This is a genomic window from Glaciimonas sp. PAMC28666, from assembly GCF_016917355.1.
GTDB lineage: Bacteria > Pseudomonadota > Gammaproteobacteria > Burkholderiales > Burkholderiaceae_D > Glaciimonas.
This window is the reverse complement of the sequence record NZ_CP070304.1, coordinates 2,596,576-2,620,358: the sequence shown is the minus strand read 5'-3', so window position 1 is coordinate 2,620,358 and position 23,783 is coordinate 2,596,576. Positions and strand designations below refer to the sequence as shown.

The window sequence follows — 23,783 nt, the reverse complement described above, 5'->3', positions numbered from 1 at the left end:
GAAATCACATGCGCGGTGCGACTGGTGCAAGGTGCAACCGAGTTACGCGGCGGTTGCCATCCTGATACCGGCAATCCTCATGTCTTCAGAGTCATTCTATTCGCTGCATGGCATTCTATTCGTTGCGCTCGCCGTAGTCGTATTGACCTTGCCTCTAGGGCATGGAGGCAGGATCGTCCTTTGTACGGTCAATCCGCTCACTCCGTTCAATGCGCTCAATGCGCTTGATTAAACGTTCCAGATCATCCCGCAAGGTCGTGACATTTTGCGTAAATTCAGAAACAACATGAGGGCGCACCAATAAAGGTTTCTCCTCAAGAAAATATTCGGCCAGATTTTCTGCCAATTTTTTGTGGGTGGTCTGCACCGTCTGGAACGTCGCCCTTGCTGCTGAAACCAGACGCACGGCAGCAATGTCCCCCACCAACTTACTTAAATCCTGCTCCGCATCCCAGCGCAGACCGAGGCCGATTTGTGAAATCGCACTGGCGAAATCCGCATCGCCCTGAATGTTGACATAAGAGAATGCGCGCTCAGGATTTTGCGCCATCAATGGCAAATCGGACAACTTCATCCTGATGGTGACATTGGGCGAGGGATCGGCATCATTTTCTGCTGCGGGCGCTTGCAACATGCCATCGGCAGTGACTTGCCATTTGAGCACAAATGCAGCGGCGTCAATGAAAGCAATCTTGCCAGCATGCGTGGCAAGCTTGCGCTGTGCCCAAGGCTCCTGCGCTAGCAGATGATTAACGGCGGCGGTGAGGGGCGTAAAATTCAAAGCAGATGTCCTGGTCACAAAACAAAACCGCCCGTGAAAGTCAGGGGCGGTCCAAGTTTATCAGAAGCGGTTTAAAACTGACGGCGTATATCGCATCAGGTTATTTCTTGCGGGAAAATACCTGGTTAAGGCAGCATATACCGGCACCCGCAAAAATGGCCCTATAACCTTATAGCCCTATATTTAGCGGCGCTATCTTCGCGTCGCGCCACCCAGACTAATTAACCTGCTGAATCCCCGCCAGGATCCATCCACCCGGCCCTGATGCCGGCTTGGAGAGATTCCATACTTCTGTGAATGGCTCGGCCGACGCCTCCGGCACTTCCTTGATCAAGCCGCTGAATTTAACGCTGGCCAGATAATGGTCATTGACCATTTCAATACCCATTAGCTCACCGTCAAGTTGCACCACGTCGGTGTTGTTGGCCGAAGCACCGCGTTCTTGTAATTGCATTTTCAACTCGCCAAACATTTCCGGCGTGGTGAATTCTCTGATGTCGTTAGCGTCGGCTTTATCCCACGCGGCCTGTAACCGAATGAAATAGGTTTTGGCGTTTCTTACGAAACCCGGCACATCAAAGTCCGGCGGAATTCCCCACGGAACGTTTGCATGTCCTGCTGCGGTTGGTTCGGCCTGGAAGGCAACCGGCCGCGCTGGCTCAAGACGCGAGCCGATCTCCGGCGTGAAACTTTGATGGTTGTTATCGTTGGAGGTGCTGCCGGGGCTGTTGGAATAGGCATTCGGATAGGCTGGCGCTGCGTCGCTGTTGCGGCGCATCACCATTCGCACCACGAATATCACAACGAACGCTAACAGAATGATCATCAGAAATGATCCTCCTGCGCCGCCAAGGCCGAAATGCGACATCATCGCTCCCAGACCCAAGCCTAATAATGCGCCCCCGATGATGCCTCTCAGCGGGCTAGCTGGTTTAGGCGCTATGCCAGGCGCTGCGGCTGGCGCTGGTGTAGCGGGACGCGCAAAATTTTGTTGAGACGGGCTATTCGGGACCGAACGTGAAATGCCGGACGATTGGCGGCCAAACGATCCGCCGCCGCCCAGACGTCGGGCTTCCGCACTTGAAATAGTCAGCGACAAAGCACTCACTATCAACATCAATACAACGAATAATTTTTTCATGCTGCCTCCAGGCAGAATACTTACAGTTTGATCCCGGTATGCAATGCGGCCACACCAGCGGTTAAATTAAAATACTGCACACGCGCAAGCCCTGCGTCCTGCATCATCTGTTTCAGGGTTTCCTGATCCGGATGCATACGGATTGACTCGGCCAGATAGCGGTAGCTTTCAGCATCGTTGGCGATTTTTTTACCCAACCAGGGCAATACTGAAAACGAATACACGTCATAGGGCTTTTTGAGCTGCTCACAGACTTTAGAGAATTCTAGTACCAACAATTTGCCGCCTGGCTTGAGCACCCGACGCATTTCGGACAACGCGACATCCTTATGGGTCATATTGCGCAAACCGAACGCTACCGACACGCGATCGAAGTAGTTGTCGGGAAACGGCAATTTCTCCGCATCACAAAGCAAAGTGGGGGTGGATAAGCCACTATTCAAGACACGATCGCGCCCAACCCGCAGCATCGACTCGTTAATGTCAGTGAGCCAGACTTCACCGGTCGAACCGGCACGTTTTGCGAAGGCTTTGGCCAGATCTCCGGTTCCGCCCGCAATATCCAGCACCTTAAATCCAGGGCGGATTGCAGCTTGGGCGATAGTGAAGGCTTTCCACAGACGATGCATGCCAGCCGACATCAGATCGTTCATGACGTCATATTTGGCCGCGACCGAATGGAAAACCTCGGCAACTTTATGCACCTTGTCTTCTTCAGCGACGGTTTCGTAACCGAAATGGGTAGTATTGGTCATATTGATAACCTTATTAAAGCAGGGTTGCATTATACAAGCCCGTTGAAGGATGTTGTTGTCAAAGGACAAATAGCAGACATCGACTAACAACGACAGTTCATTATATGAAAGCTGGCCAGGAAGCCTGTTAATACTGCAGCAGCGTAAAGCGAACGGCTCGCTGGGAAGATAAATCGGCAGTCTTCCCTACGGCAATTGATCTGATCAGGCAAAGAACAGTCCGTCATCGGCATTAATTCGGCAAAAAATCGGTGTTAATTCCAGGCTAAAAGCGTTGGGATTGCGCTTTTGTCTCTCACCAACCTCGCCCATTCAGCGACTATCAACGACTATCAACGCCTATCAGCGACTATCAGCGACTATCAGCGATATTACCGGGAGTCAGCGAACAACCAGCCATCAATCCCGCAAAATAAGCCAGCGCTGACGTGACCATCGCAGCGTCCTTCGCCAAATCATCCCACAGGCGCAAACGCACTGCATCTGCAGCGTAAGGCCGAGCGATGAACGCTGTCGCTGCGTCACCGGAAAAGACGCCGCCTTGCAAGGCGAGGCTGCGTTTGGAGTCGGCCGAGAGCTTGTCGTAATAGGCGACATCCGTGGCGCACAAATAACGCTTGGCATCCACGTGCATCCGGATCGGCTCCAATACAGCCGGACTAAATAGTCCGCGCAAATACGGGATCGCAAAGTATTGATGCGTATCGTCAATTCCCCGTTCCGACGGCGTTTCGCCTTGCGGGTTTAAAAGATGCCCAAGATCGTGCAGCAACGCGGCGGTGATCAATTCTGCCGATGCACCCGCTTGTTCAGCTAGCGTTGCCGTTTGCAAGGCATGGGCACGCTGCGAAACAGCTTCGCCCGAATACATGGCGTCCCCACCATCGTCAAACAATTGGCAAATTTCAGGTATCGACAACATTTAATCAGACTCCGTAAGTTCGGCACAAAAAAACGCTGTTTTCACTTGGCAACGCGACTTAACCGCAACCGTGGCCACCCGCTTTTTTGACGATCATCGACAAATCGCGGCCAGCCTCACGTCCAATTCCGGCATCATCCAGACGCCGCAAATAATCTTCCCACAGTGCATCCTGTTCCATACCTAATTTGTACAAATAGGTCCAGGTGAAAATGCCACTTTCGTGTCCGTCCGAAAAGGTGGGCTTGACCGCATAATTACCTACCGGATCAAGCGCTGCCAAAGTAATGCCGCGCTTGCCTATTTGCAACGTCTCCTGTCCTTCCCCATGACCTTGCACTTCGGCCGAAGGCGAATAAACGCGCATCATTTCGAACGGCAAAGAGAACGTCTTGCCATCATCAAATGCGACTTCCAGAACGCCTGATTTTTGATGCGCGGTAAACGCGACGGGAATGGGAACTGGTGCAGATTGTTTCGAGCCAAGCATGTTTTATCCGTGTCTAAAATTTATGCACGCAGCAGCGCTGCACGCAAGGTCGGCAACAGCGCATGCCGTGTTGCGAGCGCTACTGCCGGTGTCGTTTGTTGAAGCGTGCCCCACACCGGTTGCGGAAAATGCACATCATCCAGATAGCGTGGAATCACGTGCCAGTGCAAGTGCGGCGTCATATTCCCAAAGCAGGCCAGATTGATTTTCTCGGGCTGCATGACGGCACGTAACACCTGTTCGACCCGCCACACTGCCTGCATGAACACATCCCGGTCAGCGGCCGATAAGTCGGTCATTTCCTTCACATGTTCGTGCCAGACGACCCGACAAAATCCCGGGTATTGGTTATCATCGACCAATACCACGCGATATTTGTCGGTCCGAAATAATATTTCGCCACCGTCACCTGCACACAATGCGCAATCCGCAGAGTTCATCATGAGGCTATACCAGCACCCGCTCAATACCGCCGTTATTGGCGCGATTGACGTAATCCGGCAACCAGTTTTCGCCCAATAAATGCTTCGCCATTTCGACCACGATGTAATCTGCGGTGGTGCCGGAATCATCGTTGTAGCGCGTTAGCCCTTGCAAGCAAGATGGGCACGACGTCAGAATTTTGACTTCCCCGGAGAATCCATCAGCACGCACTTTATCGGCTCCGCTGATCATTTCTTCTTCCTTGCGGAAGCGCACTTGCGTGGACACGTCCGGACGGCTGACGCCGAAGGTACCTGACTCGCCGCAGCAGCGATCATTTTTTTCAATCTTCTGATTATCAATGGTCGTGATTAACGCGTTCACGGTTTTCAACGGGTCCTGCAATTTCATCGGAGAATGGCAAGGATCGTGATACATATAACGCGTGCCGTTGACGCCTTCCAGCTTAAGGTTTTTTTCCAATAAATATTCGTGGATGTCGATGATACGACAGCCGGGGAAGATTTTTTCGAATTCATAACCTTGCAGCTGATCATAGCAAGTACCACATGACACCACGACGGTTTTGATATCGAGGTAGTTCAAGGTATTCGCCATGCGATGGAACAGCACCCGATTATCGGTGATGATCTTTTCAGCCTTGTCGAAATCGCCGGAGCCGCGTTGCGGGTAGCCGCAGCACAGGTAACCAGGCGGCAATACCGTCTGGACGCCGACGTGCCATAACATTGCCTGCGTCGCTAAACCAACCTGTGAAAACAGCCGCTCGGAACCACATCCGGGGAAGTAGAACACTGCTTCAGTTTCCGCCGTCGTGGTGTGGGGATCACGGATGATCGGGATCACCTTATCGTCTTCAATATCCAGCAACGCGCGCGCGGTTTTCTTCGGCAGATTGCCCGGCATCTTCTTGTTAATGAAGTGGATAACCTGTTCTTTTATCGGTGCCTTACCGATGGTCGACGGCGGTGCTTTGGTCTGCTTTTTGGCAAACTTTTTCAGCACGTCGTTGCCAAGTCGTTGCGCTTTGAAACCCCAGTCGGTCATGACTTTACGCGTCATGTTGATCGTCGCGGGATCTTTAGCATTCAAGAAAAACATCGCCGCCGAGGTGCCCGGATTAAACGATTTTTTGTTCATCTTGCGCAGCAAATTGCGCATGTTCATCGAGACTTCACCGAAGTCGATATCGACTGGGCATGGCGTCAAACACTTGTGACATACGGTGCAATGGTCAGCAACGTCTTCAAATTCTTCCCAGTGCTTAATCGAGATGCCGCGTCGCGTCTGCTCTTCATACAAGAAGGCTTCGACCAGCAATGAAGTCGCCAGAATTTTGTTACGCGGCGAATACAGTAAGTTGGCGCGTGGCACGTGCGTGGCACAAACCGGCTTACATTTACCGCAACGCAGACAGTCCTTGATACTCGTGGCAATCGCACCAATATCGCTCTGCTGCATGATCAGCGATTCGTGTCCCATCAGGCCGAACGACGGTGTGTAGGCGTTGCTCAAATCAGCTTCGAGCCCTGGCAAATTCAACAGCTTGCCTTTGTTAAAACGGCCTTCAGGATCGACCCGTAATTTGTAATCGCGGAAATCCTTAATTTCATCTTCAGTCAGAAACTCAAGCTTGGTAATTCCGATACCATGCTCGCCCGAAATCACACCATCCAGTGAACGCGCCAACTTCATGATGCGCGCAACCGCAGCATGGGCATCCTGCAACATCTCGTAATGATCGGAATTAACCGGCAAATTGGTATGCACGTTGCCATCACCGGCGTGCATGTGAAGCGCCACGAACACGCGACCGCGCAGTACTTTTTTGTGGATCGCCGTGCATTCGTCCAAAATCAATTTGAACGCGCCGCCATTAAAAATTTGGCGCAAATGGGCCCGCACTTCCTGTTTCCAGGAAATGCTGATAGTCCGATCCTGCACCACGTCAAACAGGCGTGCGTCCGGTTGCTGAATCAGGCGCTGCTCAAACGTCTCGCTGAGTTTATCCAGGCCGAGTGCAGCAAGTTCAGCCTTTATATCGGCCAGCGGTGCGTCGAGTTGCTGTAACAAGTAAGTCCAACGCAATTTAGCCTTCGCCAGCAGTTCCTCGGCTTGCGGTACGCGCTGCTCCATGAGCTCTGCGCCTGCAATATCATCGCCGTCGGATTCTTCGCTTTTGCCTAACGGCAAATTGCCTTTGCCGATGAACTCTTGTAACTGGTCCAGCAGTTGCAGTTTGTTTTTGATCGATAATTCGATATTGATGCGCTCGATACCGTCGGTATATTCCCCCATCCGATTGAGCGGAATGACCACGTCTTCATTAATTTTAAAGGCGTTGGTATGTTTGGAAATTGCCGCAGTGCGCGAACGATCCAGCCAGAATTTTTTGCGCGCTTCCGGGCTAACCGCCACGAAGCCTTCGCCAACGCGATTATTTGCCAGACGCACGACCTCTGAGGCCGCGTGTGCCACAGCATTTTCGTCATCGCCGACGATGTCGCCAAACAAGGCCATTTTCGGCAAAACGCCGCGTTTGCTCTTGGTGGAGTAACCGACGGCGCGCAAATAACGCTCATCCAGATGCTCCAGACCAGCCAAACGAATGGAGGTGAATCCCCCGCCTTTTGCAGGTAGGCCATCGAGATAAGTTTTGATCTCAACAATCGATGGAATCGCGTCGCGCGCCTGGCCGAAAAATTCCAGACAGACGGTGCGCGTGAACTTCGGCATTTTGTGCAAAATCCATACGCCGGAGGTAATCAGTCCGTCGCAACCTTCTTTCTGAATGCCTGGCAACCCCGCTAAGAATTTATCGGTAACATCTTTTCCCAGGCCTTCCTTGCGGAAAGTACCGCCAGGTATTTCAAGAATTTCGGTCTTGAAAACCGCTTCTGCAGGGTGCCCCTTTGCCGCCGGATGTCGCCATTCCAGCTTGAAACGCGCTAATGGCGTGTCATGAATTTTGCCGAGATTGTGATCCAGGCGGGTGCAATCGAGCCAGTCACCGTTCGGATCGACCATGCGCCAGCTTGCCAGATTGTCAATGGCAGTACCCCACAACAGGGCTTTTTTGCCGCCCGCATTCATGGCGATGTTACCGCCGATGCAAGATGCAGAGGCTGAAGTTGGGTCTACCGCAAAGACGAAACCGGCCTTTTCAGCGGCGTCGGCAACGCGTTTGGTGACCACACCCGCACCCGAGAAAATCGTCGCATATTCGGTCTGCAGGCCTGGCAACACGGCCATTTCGACTGCGCCTAGCTGCTCCAGCTTTTCGGTGTTGATCACCGCCGAAAAAGGCGTCAGTGGGATAGCCCCGCCGGTGTAACCGGTTCCGCCGCCGCGTGGGATGATGGTCAGACCCAGCTCGATACAGCCTTTTACCAATCCGGCCATTTCGTCTTCGCCGTCGGGCGTGAGGACCACAAACGGATACTCAACGCGCCAATCGGTGGCGTCCGTCACGTGCGAAACACGCGAAAGCCCGTCGAATTTGATGTTGTCTTTGGCGGTATAGCGGCCCAGAATTTTATGCGTACGCTTACGCAGATCATAAGTCTGACGGAACTCGTCTGAAAACTTGGTGATTGCCAAACGTGCAGCCTGCACTAATGCTTCAACCTTCACACTACGCTGCTTCGCGTCGTCGTCATTCTCTTCGGCATGGGCGATATCCAGCCGACGTTTATCGACCTCGGCCAGACGATGATTCAATGCATCAATCAAGGCTTGCCGACGTTTTGGATTGTCGAGCATGTCGTCTTGCAAATACGGATTGCGGCGCACTACCCAAATGTCGCCCAATACTTCGTACAGCATACGTGCCGATCGACCGGTCTGGCGCTTGGAGCGTAAATCGTCTAATAACGCCCACGAGGCTTCGCCGAGAAGGCGAATGACAATTTCACGATCTGAAAAAGACGTGTAATTGTAGGGAATCTCGCGCACGCGCGTTGGGGTTGCGCCGTGGGGCGCATCTGTAACTAAGGCTTGAATTTGTACTGGGGCGTTCATGTGTATGGAGAGAGTGCGCTGCCGCTGAATAAGCATTTTAGCCTATAGCGAAGAGTCGCGACGGCGAGCTAGTGTTTGCGCGACATCAATTTGCCTGTAGCCGCAGTATTTCTAAGGAGAATCAGCTTTTTGAATAAAAAAACAACAGCATCACGCCACCATTTCGACGGAACCGTTTTGCAAAATTGTACGATAGCAATTAACAATGAAATCGATAAATACAATCAACTTTCAAAAATCAATAGTATTAATCTATACTCGATCCATCACACAACCTTACTGAGAGCAACTATGTGGCATCGATTAATGATCGTCATCATCGATAATATCGCCGTCACTCTGGCTGAATACGCGCAATGCAAGGGCTGACAGTCGTTTTAGCTAACTTTTCAATAAATTGGAATTCATCATGATCAAGCGCAACCAGGTTCTTAATAATCGCTATTCCGGCATATCTCACCTGCTTAACGCACAACCCTGGCAAGTTCGTATTGTGCCGCCATTGGTGATGCTGCTATTAACTCCTGCGTTAGCTGGCGTTGTTTTGCATGGGCTAATGGCATAAGCTAAACCGATTAATAAATTGTTCGGGTCCACGGGCGCTTAAAACAACCAATGTGCGACCTGCCGCCAGAATCCATCCGGCAAAGACATTAATATCCACGTCATAGCGATATAGCGCAGAAATTTTCCGATTGCCATATACATGACGCTTGGCCAAAAAGGTAAATGTAACCATCCGGCCAGGGTGCAGATGGGATCGCCGATAATCGGTAACCAACTCAATAACATGGTTTTTGGGCCGTAATGTTCCAACCAATGGAACCAGCGGCTTTTGCGCTCCCGTGCAAACGCCTGCTTGGCGCTGTAACCCATCCAGTAATCTAAAGCGCCGCCCAGCGTATTTCCAACGGTTGCGACGACTATTACCGCCCAATAAAGGGAGCCGTTGGCCTTGATGACGGCAAATACGGCGGGTTCGGAGCCCATCGGCAACAAAGTCGCTGATACAAAACTGACAATAAACACTGACCACAACCCGACGGTGGGTATCGCCAGCACGCCTAAAGCCCATAAAACAGCTGTTTCAATCATAAGTATAAAAAAATAGTGGGGAACGGAGCTTCTTTGGAAAGAAGCCAAAAAATTGCCAAAATACCTATTAATGTCTGCTAACCGGTCATGAGCAAGCGCAACGCGGATGGTGCGGTTTTGCGTAAGTCCGACTTTCATGAGCGCGTCCATTATAATGATCGGCTGTCTTGATCGGATAGACTTTGAAACTTGACCTCACGCTAGCGACCAAAAAACTTCCTGATTGGCCGCAGCGCGCTAATTTGACCTGACCATGACTACAGATTATTTGCAGAAAATCCTGACCGCACGCGTCTATGACGTTGCGCAGGAAACGCCACTTGACTTAGCGCCGACGCTTTCTCTGAAAATGGAGAATAAGATTTATTTCAAGCGCGAAGATGTGCAGAGCGTGTTCAGTTTCAAGCTGCGCGGTGCTTATAACAAGATGGCTAGCCTGACGCCGCAACAACTCAAACGCGGCGTCATTTGCGCCTCCGCGGGCAATCACGCGCAGGGTCTGGCCTTATCGGCGGCAAAGTTGGGCTGTCGCGCCATGATCGTGATGCCGACCACCACCCCGATGGTCAAGGTTGAAGCGGTCCGCGCCCGCGGTGGTGAAGTGGTACTGTTCGGCGATTCGTACACAGACGCCTATAACCATGCGCTGACGCTGGAAAAGAAACATAAACTAACCTTTGTGCATCCGTTTGATGATCCGCATGTTATCGCAGGTCAGGGCACGGTTGGAATGGAAATCTTGCGTCAGCATGCCGGTCCGATTGATGCCATTTTTGTTCCTATTGGCGGAGGTGGCCTGATCGCCGGGATTGCGGCGTATGTCAAAGCGGTCCGTCCGGAAATCAAGATTATCGGTGTACAGACCGTCGATTCGGATGCCATGGCACGCAGCCTTAAAGCTGGCCGCCGGGTTACGTTATCCGATGTTGGACTATTCGCCGATGGCACCGCTGTCAAACTGGTAGGAGAAGAAACATTCAGGCTGGCAAAGTTGTACGTGGATGAGGTTATTCTGGTGGATACCTTTGCCGTATGCACGGCCATTAAAGATGTATTTCAAGACACCCGTAGCATTCTGGAGCCGTCCGGCGCCTTATCAGTCGCCGGTGCCAAAGCGTACATCGAGCGCGCCAAAGGCACACGCAAGCCGATCAAGAACCAAACCCTGATCACCATTGCTTCCGGTGCCAATATGAACTTTGACCGATTGCGATTCGTGTCCGAAATGGCAGACATCGGGCAATCGCGGGAGGCAGTTTTTGCCGTCACGATACCAGAAGAACGCGGGAGTTTTGCCCGTTTTTGTAAACTGGTCGGTGATCGTAATGTTACTGAATTCAACTACCGCATCAGCGATGAAAAGGCTGCGCACGTTTTTGTCGGCGTCCAGACCTCCACTAGCGTTGAGTCGGGACAAATCGCTAAAAATTTCGAGAAACACGGATTCAATACGCTCGATCTGACTCACGATGAACTGGCTAAAGTACATATTCGTCATCTGGTGGGTGGCAAGAGCCCGTTGGCGCATGATGAGCTGTTGTATCGCTTTGAATTCCCTGAGCGCCCCGGCGCATTGATGCGCTTTCTTGATTGCATGGCCCCGAACTGGAATATAAGCCTGTTCCATTATCGTAGCCAGGGTGGCGATGTCGGCCGCATTTTGATTGGCCTGCAGGTACCGAAAAAAGAAATGAAGGCGTTCCGTAGTTTTCTTGGAAATCTCGGCTATCGGTATTGGGACGAGAGTGATAATCCGGTCTATAAACTGTTTTTGGGATAAGCTTATGCGGCGGACTTCTGGACGCCAATTTCACCACGAAATGGTTGAACGACTTTTATCGGGATTGCATTTTCCTCCCAGCGTCGACGATGATATGGGATGAATAGCCTCCCGAGCAGTATGCTTGTTATTGGATCGTTATTGGATCGTTATCGCGGCTATACTGAGGCTGCACCTTCCTTGCATCTCTTCAACTTTTTCTTTCTCAGAACTTCGGCAGAGTGCATTTTGGCTCACCGGTAAACTATCAGAATTTTTATTTACGCACCGCCAAAATCATGACTGCTTCTACTACCCCGGAATTATCGCCATTGGGCAAAGTTGCCACTTACAAGGCCGAATACGACCCAACATTATTATTTTCCATTGCGCGTACGGCCAAGCGAGAAGAAATTGGGATTCACGGCACGTTGCCATTTTTTGGGGTCGATATCTGGAATGCCTACGAGGTGTCGTGGCTGAACCTGCGCGGCAAACCGCAAGTAGCGATCGCCACCATTACAGCACCTGCAGACTCCCCCAACATCGTGGAATCGAAGTCTTTCAAACTATATTTGAATTCCTTCAATCAAACTAAATTGGCGGATACCGATGCTTTGCTGGCGTTGTTACGCGCCGACTTGTCGCTTGGTTTTGGTGCGACTGTCCAGGTTGCGCTCACGACAGCGGATGCATTCTCCACCCAGATCATCAAAGAACCAACAGGAATATTGCTGGATCGGTTGGATATTGAGGTTGCCGACTATCAACCGAAGCCGACTTTGTTGAAAACCGATCGACATGCCATTCCCGTTAGTGAAACGCTGATCTCGCATTTACTAAAATCAAATTGCCTGGTCACCGGCCAACCGGATTGGGGCAGCGTGCAGATACAATATGTTGGCACACCGATAGATCAAGAAGGTCTACTGCGCTATCTGATTAGTTTCCGCGATCACAATGAATTTCATGAGCAATGCGTCGAACGCATTTTTATGGACATAATGCACCAGTGCGCACCGCAAAAGTTATCCGTATACGCCCGCTATACCCGCCGTGGTGGATTAGATATAAACCCGTGGCGTTGCAACTTTTCAGGTCCACCACCATCAAATCGACGTCTTGCGCGCCAGTAATATCGGATTCACCGACCAATAGCGCCTGAAGCATCAGCACAACCGCCGCATTCTTAATTTGATGCATGTGTGCAAAAAATTCAAATTGACCGTCATGGTGGCTTTGTTGCGCCAAAAGAATGACGTTGTCGAGTGGGAATCTACTATTTCTGCTCCCTTTGTTACTTCAAAAAGAGTCTCTTATGTACCGTAAAAAAACTTCATTTGGCCACTTGGCAATGATCCCCCTGTTCACACTATTATCTATATCGACCGCGCACGCCCAGCTAGCGCCCTCAGCGCAAGTCCCCAGCGATAGCGCTAGTTGGTGGCAACAAACAAAGAATCGACTCGAAAATATCGCCGACAATGGCGCAGAGGAAGTCTATTTATCCGGTTACGCTTATCATGGTCGCGATACTTATTCAGCCGAACGTATCCGGGAATTAAACGAAAAAGCCTGGGGTATAGGCGGTGGACGCACCTTCCGCAATGCCGATGGAAACGATGAATCACTATATTTCTTCGGAATTCGGGATTCACATTTCAAACCTCAATTAATGGCGGGGTACGCATACGAGTGGGTCTTTGATGTGCCAAAAAGTCCCATCGAGGTAAGCGCGGGGTACACTGCAATGCTGGTGAGTCGCCAGGATTATTTTGGCGGCTTTCCCTTTCCACTGCCGTTACCGATTGCAGGAATAGGAACAAAAAAAGGTAAATTAATGTTTTCATACGTCCCCCGCCTGTCAGGCAACAAAGGTAACGGCGACGTCTTGTTGATATTTGCCCGTTTTGAGCTCAATTAATTCGTTGCATAAAAAACAAATTAACTATTAATTTGCTGCTGAAACAGTTAATTCACCAGAAATAAGCGCGTAATCGTAAAACCCCACAAAACCATTACGGCAACTAGGTGCTACGGGCGAGATTCAGGCCTATAATTCTGCACAACATCACTACGGTGTAGCAAACTGATTCGTAAAAATGACTAATCTCGCAAAAATCTTACCAGCTCAAAATGTTGTGCTGGATCTGGAAGTTTCCAGTAAAAAGCGTGCCTTCGAGCAAGCAGGACTGATGTTCGAAAACAATTGCGGCATTGCGCGTTCAACCGTCTCTGATAACCTTTTTGCACGCGAAAGGCTTGGCTCCACCGGACTGGGTCATGGCGTGGCGGTACCGCACGGACGTGTGAAAGGCTTGAAAGCACCCCTCGCTGCTTTTGTCCGTCTGGCCCAGCCGATTCCGTTTGAGTCACCGGATGGAGAGCCGGTCAGTCTCCTGGTGTTTTTGCTGGTACCTGATCACGCGACGCAGCACCACCTCGAAATTCTCTCGGAAGTCGCGGAAATGTTTTCCAGCGATGCTTTCAGGGAAATACTCAGCACCGATCCTGACCCGGTTTCGATTCACGCAAGACTTATCGCCTGGCAGCCAATGAGTGCTGAAAACGCGAACTGAAACAATGCAAAATAGGCCATAATTGATTGGTTAGAAAATTTGCAGAAGTTCATTTCCTCAACTCAGCAATCGACGCGCATCCACGCCCTACTATGCCTTCAAGTACGCCTCTCTCCATTCAACAACTCTACGAAGACAATCGCGAGTCACTGCAGCTCGGATGGTTTGCTGGTTTTCCGGGTGGAGAGCGGCTGATTTCAGGGGATGCCGCATCCGCTGCAGATCAGGTCGGCCATTTAAATTTGATCCATCCTGGACGGATTCAGGTTTTTGGCCACCAGGAAACCCAATACTATAAGCGTCTGTCCGAGACATCGCGCGCCTATCAGACCTCAGAGTTGGTCGCCGGTGCGCCGCCTGCATTTATCATCGCGCAAGGGTTGGCGACGCCGCCCGACATCCTCGATATCTGCGACGAAAAAAATATTCCTTTATTTTCGACACCGCTTCCGGCTGCGCAGGTAATCGATTATTTGCGGGTCTATCTGTCAAAAAAATTAGCGCAACGCATCACTATGCATGGTGTGTTTATGGACGTACTTGGGGTTGGCGTCCTGATTACCGGCGAATCGGGTCTCGGCAAAAGTGAGCTTGGGCTTGAACTGATTTCACGTAGTCACGGCCTGGTGGCCGATGATGCGGTCGAGTTTGCGCGAATTGCGCCGAACATGATCGAGGGTCGTTGCCCTCCGTTACTACAGAATCTGCTAGAGGTGCGAGGCCTGGGTCTGTTGGATATCAAGACGATATTTGGTGAGACTGCGGTCCGTCGTAAAATGCGCTTAAAATTAATCGTCCATCTGGTGCGTCGTGCCACGCTGGAAGAAAACTATGAACGCTTGCCGCTTGATGCCCATTACGACGATGTACTAGGGCTGCCTGTGCGCAAGGTCATCATACCGGTGGCAGCCGGACGAAATATCGCGGTGCTACTTGAAGCTGCGGTTCGTAACACCATCTTGCAATTACGTGGGATCGACACACTCAAAGACTTCATAGCTCGCCAACGCGCAGTGATGGATAGCGAAAGCGATATTTACTGATATCGGCACGTCACTGAGTCACTACTGAGTCACTACCGATATTGGCACGTCACTTACCAAAAATTTCTGCGAGATAATGCGCTGAAAGCATCCATATGTGTCTGCGCGCCTTCCAAATGTGAAATTATCGCGCGAGGTATGTTATGTTTGTAGTTCAAAACCATTTGCGGCGCGAGTTGGCTCCTTCGATTTCGATGACTGTGATGACTCCGGAAAACGCTTAATCGCACAACGAGCATCGGCCAATTCCTGCACACCAACGGATGCATCACCATAGACTATGCGAATAATCCTCATCACTGGTATTTCCGGCTCCGGCAAATCTGTCGCCCTGCGCGTTTTGGAAGATGCAGGCTACTTTTGCGTCGATAATCTGCCGCCAACTTTATTACGTGAGCTGGTCGCCACGCGCGTGAACGAGGGTATTCAAATGCTGGCGGTCGCCACCGATGCGCGCAGCGCCGATTCGTTAGCAAGACTTCCTTCCGACATTCAACAACTCAAGGCGCAAGGTCACGACGTCAAGGTGATCTTCCTGACCGCGCAGACCGAAGCGCTGATTGCGCGTTTCTCTGAGACGCGCCGCAGCCATCCGTTATCGCATCGCTTGCGTCCTGGCCAAAATCCGTCTGATCGCCTGACCCTGACCGAGTGCATTATTAACGAACGGGAACTGTTGGTCGATATTGAGGGCCTTGGCCATATCATCGATACGTCTGATTTGAGCACGAACAAATTACGCAGCTGGATAAAAGGTCTGCTGGATACCGAACACGCGCCGTTAACATTATTGTTTGAGTCGTTCGCTTTTAAACAGGGTGTTCCGCTTGACGCCGATCTGGTATTTGACGTCCGCATGCTGCCTAATCCGCATTACGATCCCATCTTGCGCCCACTCAATGGACGAGACCAACCAGTGATCGACTTTCTTGATGAGTTGCCGCTGGTCGCGGAGTTGCTGCACGACATCGCCGGTTTCATCTCAAAATGGTTACCTTCTTTCAAGAACGATAATCGGAGTTATTTGACAGTCGCCATTGGTTGCACCGGCGGCCAACATCGATCTGTGTACATGGTGGAGCATCTGGCGCAACACTTTGAAACCACAGAACAAGTGGTGCGACGTCATCGACAGCTGAGTTAGGTCAATTCTTCGGAATGCGTACGAACCCTTTCCTCATCATTGTGGGAAGGAGCATTGCGTAACCATCAAAAAAGGTCGTTTTGACGGAACACTGCCAGCAACAATTTTTTGACCGGTGCTGGTAATGGCGCATCCATCAGTTTTTCGGCCGAATACCAAATATAGGAAGACTGCGCGGCCATGTTTAAGCGGCGTTCAAGCTTGATTTCAAAAGGAGAAATCTGCAGCTTAAAATGGGTAAAGACGTGCTGAAAAGATTGTAATGGCTCGCATGAGGCTACAACGCCAAAGGGTGCACTCAACCGCGTAACCGACGATAAAATATCCTGCTCCATATCAAATTCAGGCAACGACAATAAACCGCCCCATATACCGCTATCCGGACGCTGCTCCAGTAACACCTGATCTCGGTCAACAATCACCAACATACCGGTTTGCTTTTCCGGGATTGTCTTTTTCGGCTTACGTACCGGCAACTCCGCGACCCGATTAGTGGCCAGTGCGACGCAACGCTGCGCCAGCGGACATAGCGTGCAAGAGGGCTTGCTACGGGTGCAAAGTGTTGCCCCTAAATCCATCAATCCCTGCGTGTAAGATTCAACGCCCTGCTCCGGCAGCAAAGCCACTGCCCGCTGCCACATCGGCACCTCGATTAGCTTTGTTCCGGGATAACCATCGATACCGAATACGCGAGCGAACACGCGTTTGACATTCCCGTCCAAAATAGCCGCGCGCACGCCATAAGAAAACGCAGCGATAGCCGCCGCCGTTGAGCGGCCGATACCGGGAAGATCTTCCAGTAATAACGGATCGCGGGGAAATATGCCGCCGTGCTCGGCCATCACGCGCTGAGCACAGCGATGCAAATTACGGGCACGCGTGTAATAGCCCAGCCCAGCCCAATGCGACATCACATCTTCGCTCGCCGCCTCTGCCAGACTTTGCAAGTCTGGAAAGCGCGCCATAAACTTTTGATAATAGGGAATAACCGCAGTCACCTGCGTCTGTTGCAACATAATTTCAGAGAGCCAGACGCGATACGGGTCCCGCGTATTTTGCCAGGGCAACGTATGTCGCCCGTGCTGTTTTTGCCACCTGATTACGGCGTCGGAGAACAAGGGATCGATATAGCGCCCAATATCTTGCTCGCTGTTTGATGCAGACAAATTTATCGCATTCAGAATCTGGGTACCCGCGTTGGCACCCGCGTCAGGCCCAACCACAGCGACACCACCGCTGACAGGAAAATTATTCACAACTCGCTTCATTTGCAGCAACTTTCAACAATGATTGTTCAGGTTCAGGGACCGGTATTTTCCAGCGTCCGATCGGGTGACGTTTGCATCACTTGTGGTTGTGTTGCATACCGTTATTTTTTATTTTTGACATGTTTTACAATAAAACGTAGAACGTTGTCCTTGCTTGATTTGCATTATCAGCGAACCGCAGACACGGCACTCCTGGCCGGCCCGATCATAGACAAAATAATTCTGCTGAAAATAACCGGAACTACCATCGGCGCCAACAAAATCGCGCAAAGTACTACCGCCTTTTTCGATCGCACGCGCCAGAATATCGCGTATCGCGCTCGCCAATTTGGCATACCGTGCCTTGCCAATCCGGTGCGCCGCAAGCTTTGGATTAATCCCGGCCTCGAATAAACTTTCACATGCATAAATATTCCCCACGCCCACCACGATATCGCCAGCCAGCAAGACTTGCTTAATGGGGGCGCTGCGGTGTCGTGTTTGTTGGTACAGAATATCACCGGAAAATACTTCCTCTAACGGTTCCAGCCCAAGCTTGGCCAACAATACATGTTCTGCAACGGGGCCGTCCTCCAGAGCATGCCAGAGAACCGCGCCAAAGCGACGAGGGTCGTTCATCCGCATCAATTGCTGGCCGACGACCAGATCGAAATGATCGTGCTTTTTTGGAAGCGCCGCCAACGGCAAAATACGCAGGTTACCCGACATCCCGAGATGCACGATCAAGGTGCCATGATCAAAATGAATGAGCAGGTATTTACCGCGTCGTCCCGTGGCGCGTATAGTGCGACCGCTTAAACTAAGCGACAATCCTAACGGAAATGGCCAACGCAATCCGCTGCGCCGCAATACGACCTCGGTAACAGTTTTTCCTTCAATGTGCGGCGCGACGCCGCGTCTGGTCACTTCAACTTCCGGGAGTTCTGGCATAACAATTAACGCATTCAAAAATGTTGGACGATGGTAAAAAACGCCGATCTTTCGCCTGGAACGGTTAATTATTTTATGGTACAAACAGCAGCAGCACTAATTCAACGTTGATTCGGGGTTGGTTCGCCTTTAATTCGCCTTTAATTCGGCTTAAATTCGGCAATCATTTGTAACCAAACGATACTTAAAATCATCAAAATCTTGCGACTCGTCGAATCTTCGGCGCCGTTTACGCGTGATGCAGGCCACCCAGCCTCGCCAAGCTCGTCGAATGGTAGCAAATTTCCCTATCGCTGGTAAAACCCGAAACGTAGGGTGCAGTCGCACATTCCGCTCTGGTTGGGCGTAAAATCAAGTCGACCTTTAAAAATTCCGGATGCAGCAATACTGATTTTATTAGAACTGCCCTACAACTCCGCCTTGTTAGACAGGATAATGCCTTGAAAAAAGCTCTTGCCATTGTAACGCTCTCGACCTTGTTGTCTGCATGCGCAGGCCTGGCGCCAACCAATAGCACCGGTGGTACTAAACACACACCTACCGAAAAAACTGCGGCCGCCGCACCAAAGTCGGACGAGGACACTTCCGATGCCGATGCAAAAAAGCAAGATGAACATCTGCCATTGGTTGAGTTGACCAGTGAAATTTTGTTCAAAGAACTGAGTTCAGAGATCGCCTTTCAGCGCGGCAACTGGCAGTCTGCCTATGTCACACTGATAAGTGTAGCAAAGCAGACGCGCGATCCACGACCTGCGCGACGGGCTGCGGAGATGGCCTTAAGTGCAAAACAAGCTGGTGACGCATTAGTGGCCATACGTTTGTGGCGCGAGCTAGCACCCGACTCTGATGAAGCAACACAGTATTTTCTCGGCTTCATCATGCTGAGTAACAATCTGTCAGAAGCCCAGCCAATTTTAGAACAGCGGCTCGCAACTGCATCGCCTCCGACGCGCGGGCTGGTCATATTCCAAATCCAGCGCCTGTTAAGTCGGGCACAGGATAAGGTCGCCGCCATGCGCATGCTGGAAGCCATTGTCGCGCCTTATCTCAATCTACCAGAAGCGCACCTTGCCCTGGCGCAAGCGGCATTTTCGAATGGCGATAGTCCTCGCGCAGTGGAAGAAGCCCATCTGGGATTACAACTAAAACCGGATTCCGAGCTGGCCATTCTGACCGTTGCGCAGGTTGCGCCAGACAAAGTGATTGCGGCGAAGGCATTAACCGACTTCCTGGCGATCCATCCTAAAGCGCGTGAAGTGCGGATCGCCTATGCACGCACGTTGGTTGAACAAAAACAATACGATCTGGCGCGTGCGCAATTTGAAGTTTTACTCAAAACTGACAAAGACGATCTCACCACGCTGCTGGCGCTCGGATTACTAAACGCGCAAATTGGCGATAACAAAATGGCGGAGAATTATCTCACCCAATATGTCGACAAACTTGAGGCGCATCCAGACGAAAATCGCGATAACACCCAAGCGCTCCAGATTTTGGCCCAGATAGCCGCTGAGCGAAATGACATTGACGGTGCGCTTAACTGGCTGGCCAAAGTCGGTCCCGGTGAAGCTTATCTCGATACGCAGCTCAGACGCGCGCAATTGATCGCGAAACGCGGCGATGTCGAAGGCGCAAGGAAAGTTCTGGCACAGATCGAAACCAATGGAGAGGGCGAAGAAGTCCAGGTTGCGCAAGTGGACGCGCAATTCTTGCGTGATGCGAACCGCAATACCGAGGCGCTGCGGGTCCTGGAAATCGAGCTCAAACATTATCCGAAAAATACTGACCTCTTATACGACTACGCAATGGTGGCCGAAAAACTCGACAACGTGTCGGTCATGGAGTCATCGCTACGGAAATTAATCGAAATCGCCCCGAATAGTCAGCAAGCGTATAACGCATTAGGTTATTCGCTGGCGGAGCGCAACATTCGACTGCCGGAAGCCTATGCGCTGATTCAAAAAGCGTTGTCCCTGGCTCCTCAAGATCCATTCATTCTCGATAGCATGGGTTGGGTGCAATACCGTATGGGTAATCTGCCGGATGCAGAAGTGCATCTGCGCGCCGCTTATGCAGCGCTCCCTGATGTTGAAATCGGGGTACACCTGGGCGAAGTTTTATGGACCACCGGAAAAAAAGAGGAAGCGCAGAAGATATGGCGCGACCTGCAGGCTAAAGATCCTAAAAATGCAGCGCTGACCAGCACGCTGACGCGCTTGCATGTAAACCTATGATGAAGTTTGGGATTGTCCGTCTTTGGGAGCCAAAGACGGACAGAAAAAACAGATCGGGTGCGAGCGAAATGATCGCCATTGGCGCACGCGCCTTGTCGGAGAGAGTCGCTTCTTTGACAAAATTGACGACATTTTCGCTGATCGGCGTCGTGTTCACCGCCTTGACGATCGGCGGTTGTGCAACGTTTACACAGCCTGCTGTACCGGTTACGGTAACGGCCAATAACGATAACGCCACGCGCCTATATCATCAGGCGATCGATTTCAGTGGACGCTTATCCGTACGCTATCAACAGGATGGGAAAGAACAAGCCCTGCATGGCAGCTTCACCTGGGCACAAACCAGCCAGCATACGCTGGTGACGTTGCTGTCGCCGTTGGGACAAACGCTGGCCACCATCGATATAACGCCCCAGCAATCTACCCTGCACCAAGCGGGACAACCCTCACGCACGGCCGCAGATGTCGATCTGTTGACCGCTCAGGCTTTGGGATGGCCGTTACCGATTGCAGGACTGCGCGAGTGGTTGCAAGGCTTCGGTGCCGGTGCCAATGGCAAACCTTTCAGCGTTAACCCAACAGTCAGTGGCGGCGTTTCAACCGTTACCACCGCCGACCGGTGGTCGATTCAATACGATACCTGGCAACCGATAGCGGTCCAGGCAGGCTCGGCTAACAGCGCACAATCAGGTAGCTTACCCAAACGGATCGACTTGACTCGCAATACCGCCCAAGCCGGCGATGTCGCGATCCGCATTGTGATTGATAGCGCTCAACCCCACTAAACCGTGTCATTTCCGCCCCTTGGTTGAAATGACACAAATATGGCGTAGATAAATTGCAGAGATAAACTGTATAAATAAATTGCATAAACAAATTGTATAGATAAAGCCTGAACGCAGGCTTTTGCTACTGGCCTGTTACCACACCATTTATTTGTTATGACACGTACGCTTAAAAACTGCCCTGCTCCCGCCAAACTCAATCTTTTCCTGCACGTCAATGGCCGACGTGCCGACGGTTATCATCTGCTGCAAACAGTCTTCCAATTACTCGATTATGGTGATTTGCTGGACTTTGAAACCCGCAACGACGGCATCATTCATCGCGTTACCGCCATTCCAGGCATACCAGAGGAAAGCGATCTGATCGTGCGCGCGGCCAAACTGCTGCAAACGGCCATACAACAGAAAACTGGTCAAAACCTTCCCGGGGCCAATATTGCGATCAATAAAATATTACCCATGGGCGGCGGTTTGGGTGGTGGCTCATCGGATGCCGCCACTACCTTGATGGCGCTAAATCACCTATGGGACGCGGGCTTCAGTCGGGAGGAGTTGATGGCCATCGGCTTACAGTTGGGCGCGGATGTGCCGTTTTTTATATTCGGCCAAAACGCATTCGCAGAGGGTATTGGCGAGGCGCTGGCGCCCGTCGACACCAAGGACTGCTGGTACATCGTGATCGAACCCGGGGTTCAAATCGCTACTTCGTTAATATTTTCGTCAGAAGAATTGACACGGGACACAAAATTGGTCAAAATAGCGGACTTTTCAGGGCATCAGGATTGCTTTGGAAAGAATGATTTACAAATCGTTGCGACCAAGTTGTTTCCTGAAGTTGAAGAAGTCATTAAGTGGCTCAGCACTCACGGAAATGCAAGGATGACCGGTTCTGGTGCATGTGTATTTTGTGCGTTTGAACAGGAGCAGCAAGCCGATGATGTGCGGAAATTAGTACAGAATCGTTGGAAAGTGTGGAAAGCGAAAGGAATTAGCTTCCATCCTCTAAAAGATTTGCTATAATCTGGTCCCTAATTCGTCGGTCATGAAATGCAAGCGCTGAACCAGCGTTTTGACAATTATGATGGGCAACAAGTTGCGTAGGGGAGTCGCCAAGTTGGTTAAGGCACTGGATTTTGATTCCAGCATTCGAAGGTTCGAGTCCTTCCTCCCCTGCCATAAAGTTTTTATGTTATTGATTGATAACATAAAATAATTAACACCAAGGCTGTAAAAGAAACCAGCGGCTTATGTGGCAGCAACATTGCCCGAAGCAACGCGAAAAACACGACGATACAAAATTAAGCCGCCAACGCAAGACTGTCACAGTCGGGCATTGTCGGCTTTTTAAGTTGGCGCTCTCATCTTGGCTTTACTTAGCTTTTTAACTTTTAACGACTGTATTCAGGGATCTCCATGGCACTCGAAAACCTTATGGTTTTTACCGGCAACGCAAACCCGGAACTAGCTATTGGAGTTGCCAAACAGCTCGGCATTCCGTTAGGCAAAGCTAACGTAACCAAATTTTCTGATGGTGAAATAGCCGTTGAAATCAACGAAAACGTCCGCGGTAAAGATGTTTTCGTGCTGCAATCAACCTGCGCACCAACTAACGACAGCCTGATGGAAATTATGTTGATGGTCGACGCACTTAAACGTGCCTCGGCTGGTCGCATTACTGCTGCGATTCCCTACTTTGGTTATGCCCGTCAGGATCGTCGTCCGCGTTCAGCTCGCGTAGCGATTTCTGCCAAGGTGGTTGCCAATATGTTGCAGGAAGCCGGCGTTGAACGCGTGTTAATTATGGATCTGCATGCAGACCAGATTCAAGGTTTCTTCGATATCCCGGTTGACAATATTTACGCGTCGCCTATTTTGTTGGGTGATCTGGTTAGCAAGAACTATGATGATCTGCTGGTCGTTTCACCAGATGTCGGCGGCGTAGTACGTGCCCGGGCTCTGGCAAAACGTCTGAATTGCGATCTGGCGATTATTGACAAACGTCGTCCTAAAGCCAACGTTTCTGAAGTCATGAACATCATTGGTGAAGTCGAAGGTCGTAACTGCGTGATCATGGATGACATGGTCGATACCGCGGGCACCCTGACAAAAGCGGCAGAAGTACTGAAAGAACGTGGCGCGAAGAAAGTGGTTGCTTACTGTACGCACCCGGTATTGTCCGGTCCGGCCCTTGAGCGCATTGTTAATTCACCACTCGACGAACTGGTTGTAGTCGATACCATTCCCCTTTCCGCCGAAGCCAAGGCCTGCGGCAAGATTCGTCAATTGTCCTGTGCCGAGTTGCTAGCCGAAACGTTTAAGCGCATTAGCAGAGGCGATTCAGTCATGTCACTGTTCGCAGAGTCATAAAATTTGTAAAGAATTTATAACCTCTG

General features: G+C 51.0%; 22 protein-coding genes and 1 tRNA gene. 13 read left to right on the top strand and 10 right to left on the bottom strand.

Annotated elements, in window-relative coordinates:
- Positions 1–154: 154 nt before the first annotated feature.
- The 7 genes from JQN73_RS11160 to JQN73_RS11130 form a co-directional block, all read right to left on the bottom strand.
- Positions 155–781 carry an SCP2 domain-containing protein gene (locus JQN73_RS11160; RefSeq protein WP_240162234.1) on the bottom strand — a complete coding sequence of 209 codons (627 nt, stop codon included), beginning with the start codon at positions 779–781 and terminating at the stop codon, positions 155–157.
- A gap of 217 nt (positions 782–998) precedes the next feature.
- Positions 999–1,922 carry a Tim44 domain-containing protein gene (locus JQN73_RS11155; RefSeq protein ID WP_205318877.1) on the bottom strand — a complete coding sequence of 308 codons (924 nt, stop codon included), beginning with the start codon at positions 1,920–1,922 and terminating at the stop codon, positions 999–1,001.
- Positions 1,923–1,942: 20 nt separating this feature from the next.
- A complete protein-coding gene (gene ubiE, locus JQN73_RS11150) occupies positions 1,943–2,677 on the bottom strand; it encodes a bifunctional demethylmenaquinone methyltransferase/2-methoxy-6-polyprenyl-1,4-benzoquinol methylase UbiE (protein WP_205318876.1) in 735 nt (244 codons plus the stop codon).
- A gap of 352 nt (positions 2,678–3,029) precedes the next feature.
- Positions 3,030–3,599, bottom strand: coding sequence for a phosphonate degradation HD-domain oxygenase (locus JQN73_RS11145; RefSeq protein ID WP_205318875.1), 570 nt, complete (start codon positions 3,597–3,599; stop codon positions 3,030–3,032).
- 58 nt (positions 3,600–3,657) lie between these two features.
- On the bottom strand, positions 3,658–4,089 hold the full coding sequence (locus JQN73_RS11140) for a gamma-butyrobetaine hydroxylase-like domain-containing protein (RefSeq protein WP_205318874.1): 432 nt from the start codon (positions 4,087–4,089) through the stop codon (positions 3,658–3,660).
- Positions 4,090–4,109: 20 nt separating this feature from the next.
- Positions 4,110–4,532 carry an HIT family protein gene (locus JQN73_RS11135; protein ID WP_370551229.1) on the bottom strand — a complete coding sequence of 141 codons (423 nt, stop codon included), beginning with the start codon at positions 4,530–4,532 and terminating at the stop codon, positions 4,110–4,112.
- 4 nt (positions 4,533–4,536) lie between these two features.
- Positions 4,537–8,553: an FAD/FMN-binding oxidoreductase gene (locus tag JQN73_RS11130; RefSeq protein WP_205323076.1), complete on the bottom strand. Its 4,017-nt coding sequence runs from the start codon at positions 8,551–8,553 to the stop codon at positions 4,537–4,539.
- Between the two features lie 129 nt (positions 8,554–8,682).
- On the opposite strand from JQN73_RS11130, the gene JQN73_RS11125 reads away from it, so the two are divergent.
- Entirely contained in the window at positions 8,683–8,922 is a 240-nt protein-coding gene (locus tag JQN73_RS11125; RefSeq protein ID WP_205323075.1) for a hypothetical protein, read from the top strand.
- Positions 8,923–8,962: 40 nt separating this feature from the next.
- Positions 8,963–9,118: a hypothetical protein gene (locus JQN73_RS11120; protein WP_205323074.1), complete on the top strand. Its 156-nt coding sequence runs from the start codon at positions 8,963–8,965 to the stop codon at positions 9,116–9,118.
- 38 nt (positions 9,119–9,156) lie between these two features.
- Here JQN73_RS11120 and JQN73_RS11115 read toward each other — a convergent pair whose 3' ends face one another.
- A complete protein-coding gene (locus JQN73_RS11115) occupies positions 9,157–9,648 on the bottom strand; it encodes a YqaA family protein (RefSeq protein ID WP_205323073.1) in 492 nt (163 codons plus the stop codon).
- A 253-nt stretch (positions 9,649–9,901) separates the two neighbouring features.
- Between JQN73_RS11115 and ilvA the strand changes: the two genes are divergently transcribed.
- The 6 genes from ilvA to rapZ all read left to right on the top strand — a co-directional run bounded on the left by ilvA (position 9,902) and on the right by rapZ (position 16,173).
- Positions 9,902–11,428 carry a threonine ammonia-lyase, biosynthetic gene (gene ilvA, locus JQN73_RS11110; RefSeq protein WP_205323072.1) on the top strand — a complete coding sequence of 509 codons (1,527 nt, stop codon included), beginning with the start codon at positions 9,902–9,904 and terminating at the stop codon, positions 11,426–11,428.
- 278 nt (positions 11,429–11,706) lie between these two features.
- Entirely contained in the window at positions 11,707–12,543 is an 837-nt protein-coding gene (queF, locus tag JQN73_RS11105) for an NADPH-dependent 7-cyano-7-deazaguanine reductase QueF (protein ID WP_205323071.1), read from the top strand.
- A gap of 182 nt (positions 12,544–12,725) precedes the next feature.
- Complete coding sequence (locus tag JQN73_RS11100; protein WP_205323070.1) at positions 12,726–13,331, top strand: hypothetical protein; 606 nt, start codon at positions 12,726–12,728, stop codon at positions 13,329–13,331.
- 178 nt (positions 13,332–13,509) lie between these two features.
- Complete coding sequence (locus tag JQN73_RS11095; RefSeq protein ID WP_205323069.1) at positions 13,510–13,986, top strand: PTS sugar transporter subunit IIA; 477 nt, start codon at positions 13,510–13,512, stop codon at positions 13,984–13,986.
- A gap of 92 nt (positions 13,987–14,078) precedes the next feature.
- Positions 14,079–15,029 carry an HPr(Ser) kinase/phosphatase gene (gene hprK / locus JQN73_RS11090; RefSeq protein ID WP_205323068.1) on the top strand — a complete coding sequence of 317 codons (951 nt, stop codon included), beginning with the start codon at positions 14,079–14,081 and terminating at the stop codon, positions 15,027–15,029.
- Positions 15,030–15,309: 280 nt separating this feature from the next.
- Entirely contained in the window at positions 15,310–16,173 is an 864-nt protein-coding gene (gene rapZ / locus JQN73_RS11085; RefSeq protein ID WP_205323067.1) for an RNase adapter RapZ, read from the top strand.
- 65 nt (positions 16,174–16,238) lie between these two features.
- On the opposite strand, the gene mutY is transcribed toward rapZ, so the two are convergent.
- Together mutY and mutM are read right to left on the bottom strand one after the other, a co-directional pair.
- Positions 16,239–17,339 carry an A/G-specific adenine glycosylase gene (gene mutY / locus JQN73_RS11080; protein WP_370551360.1) on the bottom strand — a complete coding sequence of 367 codons (1,101 nt, stop codon included), beginning with the start codon at positions 17,337–17,339 and terminating at the stop codon, positions 16,239–16,241.
- 210 nt (positions 17,340–17,549) lie between these two features.
- Positions 17,550–18,371 (bottom strand): bifunctional DNA-formamidopyrimidine glycosylase/DNA-(apurinic or apyrimidinic site) lyase, encoded by an 822-nt coding sequence (mutM, locus tag JQN73_RS11075; RefSeq protein WP_205323065.1) that lies wholly within the window; start codon positions 18,369–18,371, stop codon positions 17,550–17,552.
- A gap of 440 nt (positions 18,372–18,811) precedes the next feature.
- Here mutM and JQN73_RS11070 point away from each other — a divergent pair, with 440 nt between their 5' ends.
- From JQN73_RS11070 to JQN73_RS11050, 5 genes are all read left to right on the top strand, one after another.
- On the top strand, positions 18,812–20,605 hold the full coding sequence (locus JQN73_RS11070) for a tetratricopeptide repeat protein (protein ID WP_205323064.1): 1,794 nt from the start codon (positions 18,812–18,814) through the stop codon (positions 20,603–20,605).
- Between the two features lie 68 nt (positions 20,606–20,673).
- Positions 20,674–21,390 carry an outer membrane lipoprotein LolB gene (locus JQN73_RS11065; RefSeq protein WP_205323063.1) on the top strand — a complete coding sequence of 239 codons (717 nt, stop codon included), beginning with the start codon at positions 20,674–20,676 and terminating at the stop codon, positions 21,388–21,390.
- 156 nt (positions 21,391–21,546) lie between these two features.
- A complete protein-coding gene (gene ispE / locus JQN73_RS11060) occupies positions 21,547–22,410 on the top strand; it encodes a 4-(cytidine 5'-diphospho)-2-C-methyl-D-erythritol kinase (RefSeq protein ID WP_205323062.1) in 864 nt (287 codons plus the stop codon).
- 79 nt (positions 22,411–22,489) lie between these two features.
- Positions 22,490–22,566 (top strand) — tRNA-Gln (locus JQN73_RS11055).
- Between the two features lie 237 nt (positions 22,567–22,803).
- Entirely contained in the window at positions 22,804–23,757 is a 954-nt protein-coding gene (locus JQN73_RS11050; RefSeq protein ID WP_205323061.1) for a ribose-phosphate pyrophosphokinase, read from the top strand.
- Positions 23,758–23,783 lie beyond the last annotated feature (26 nt).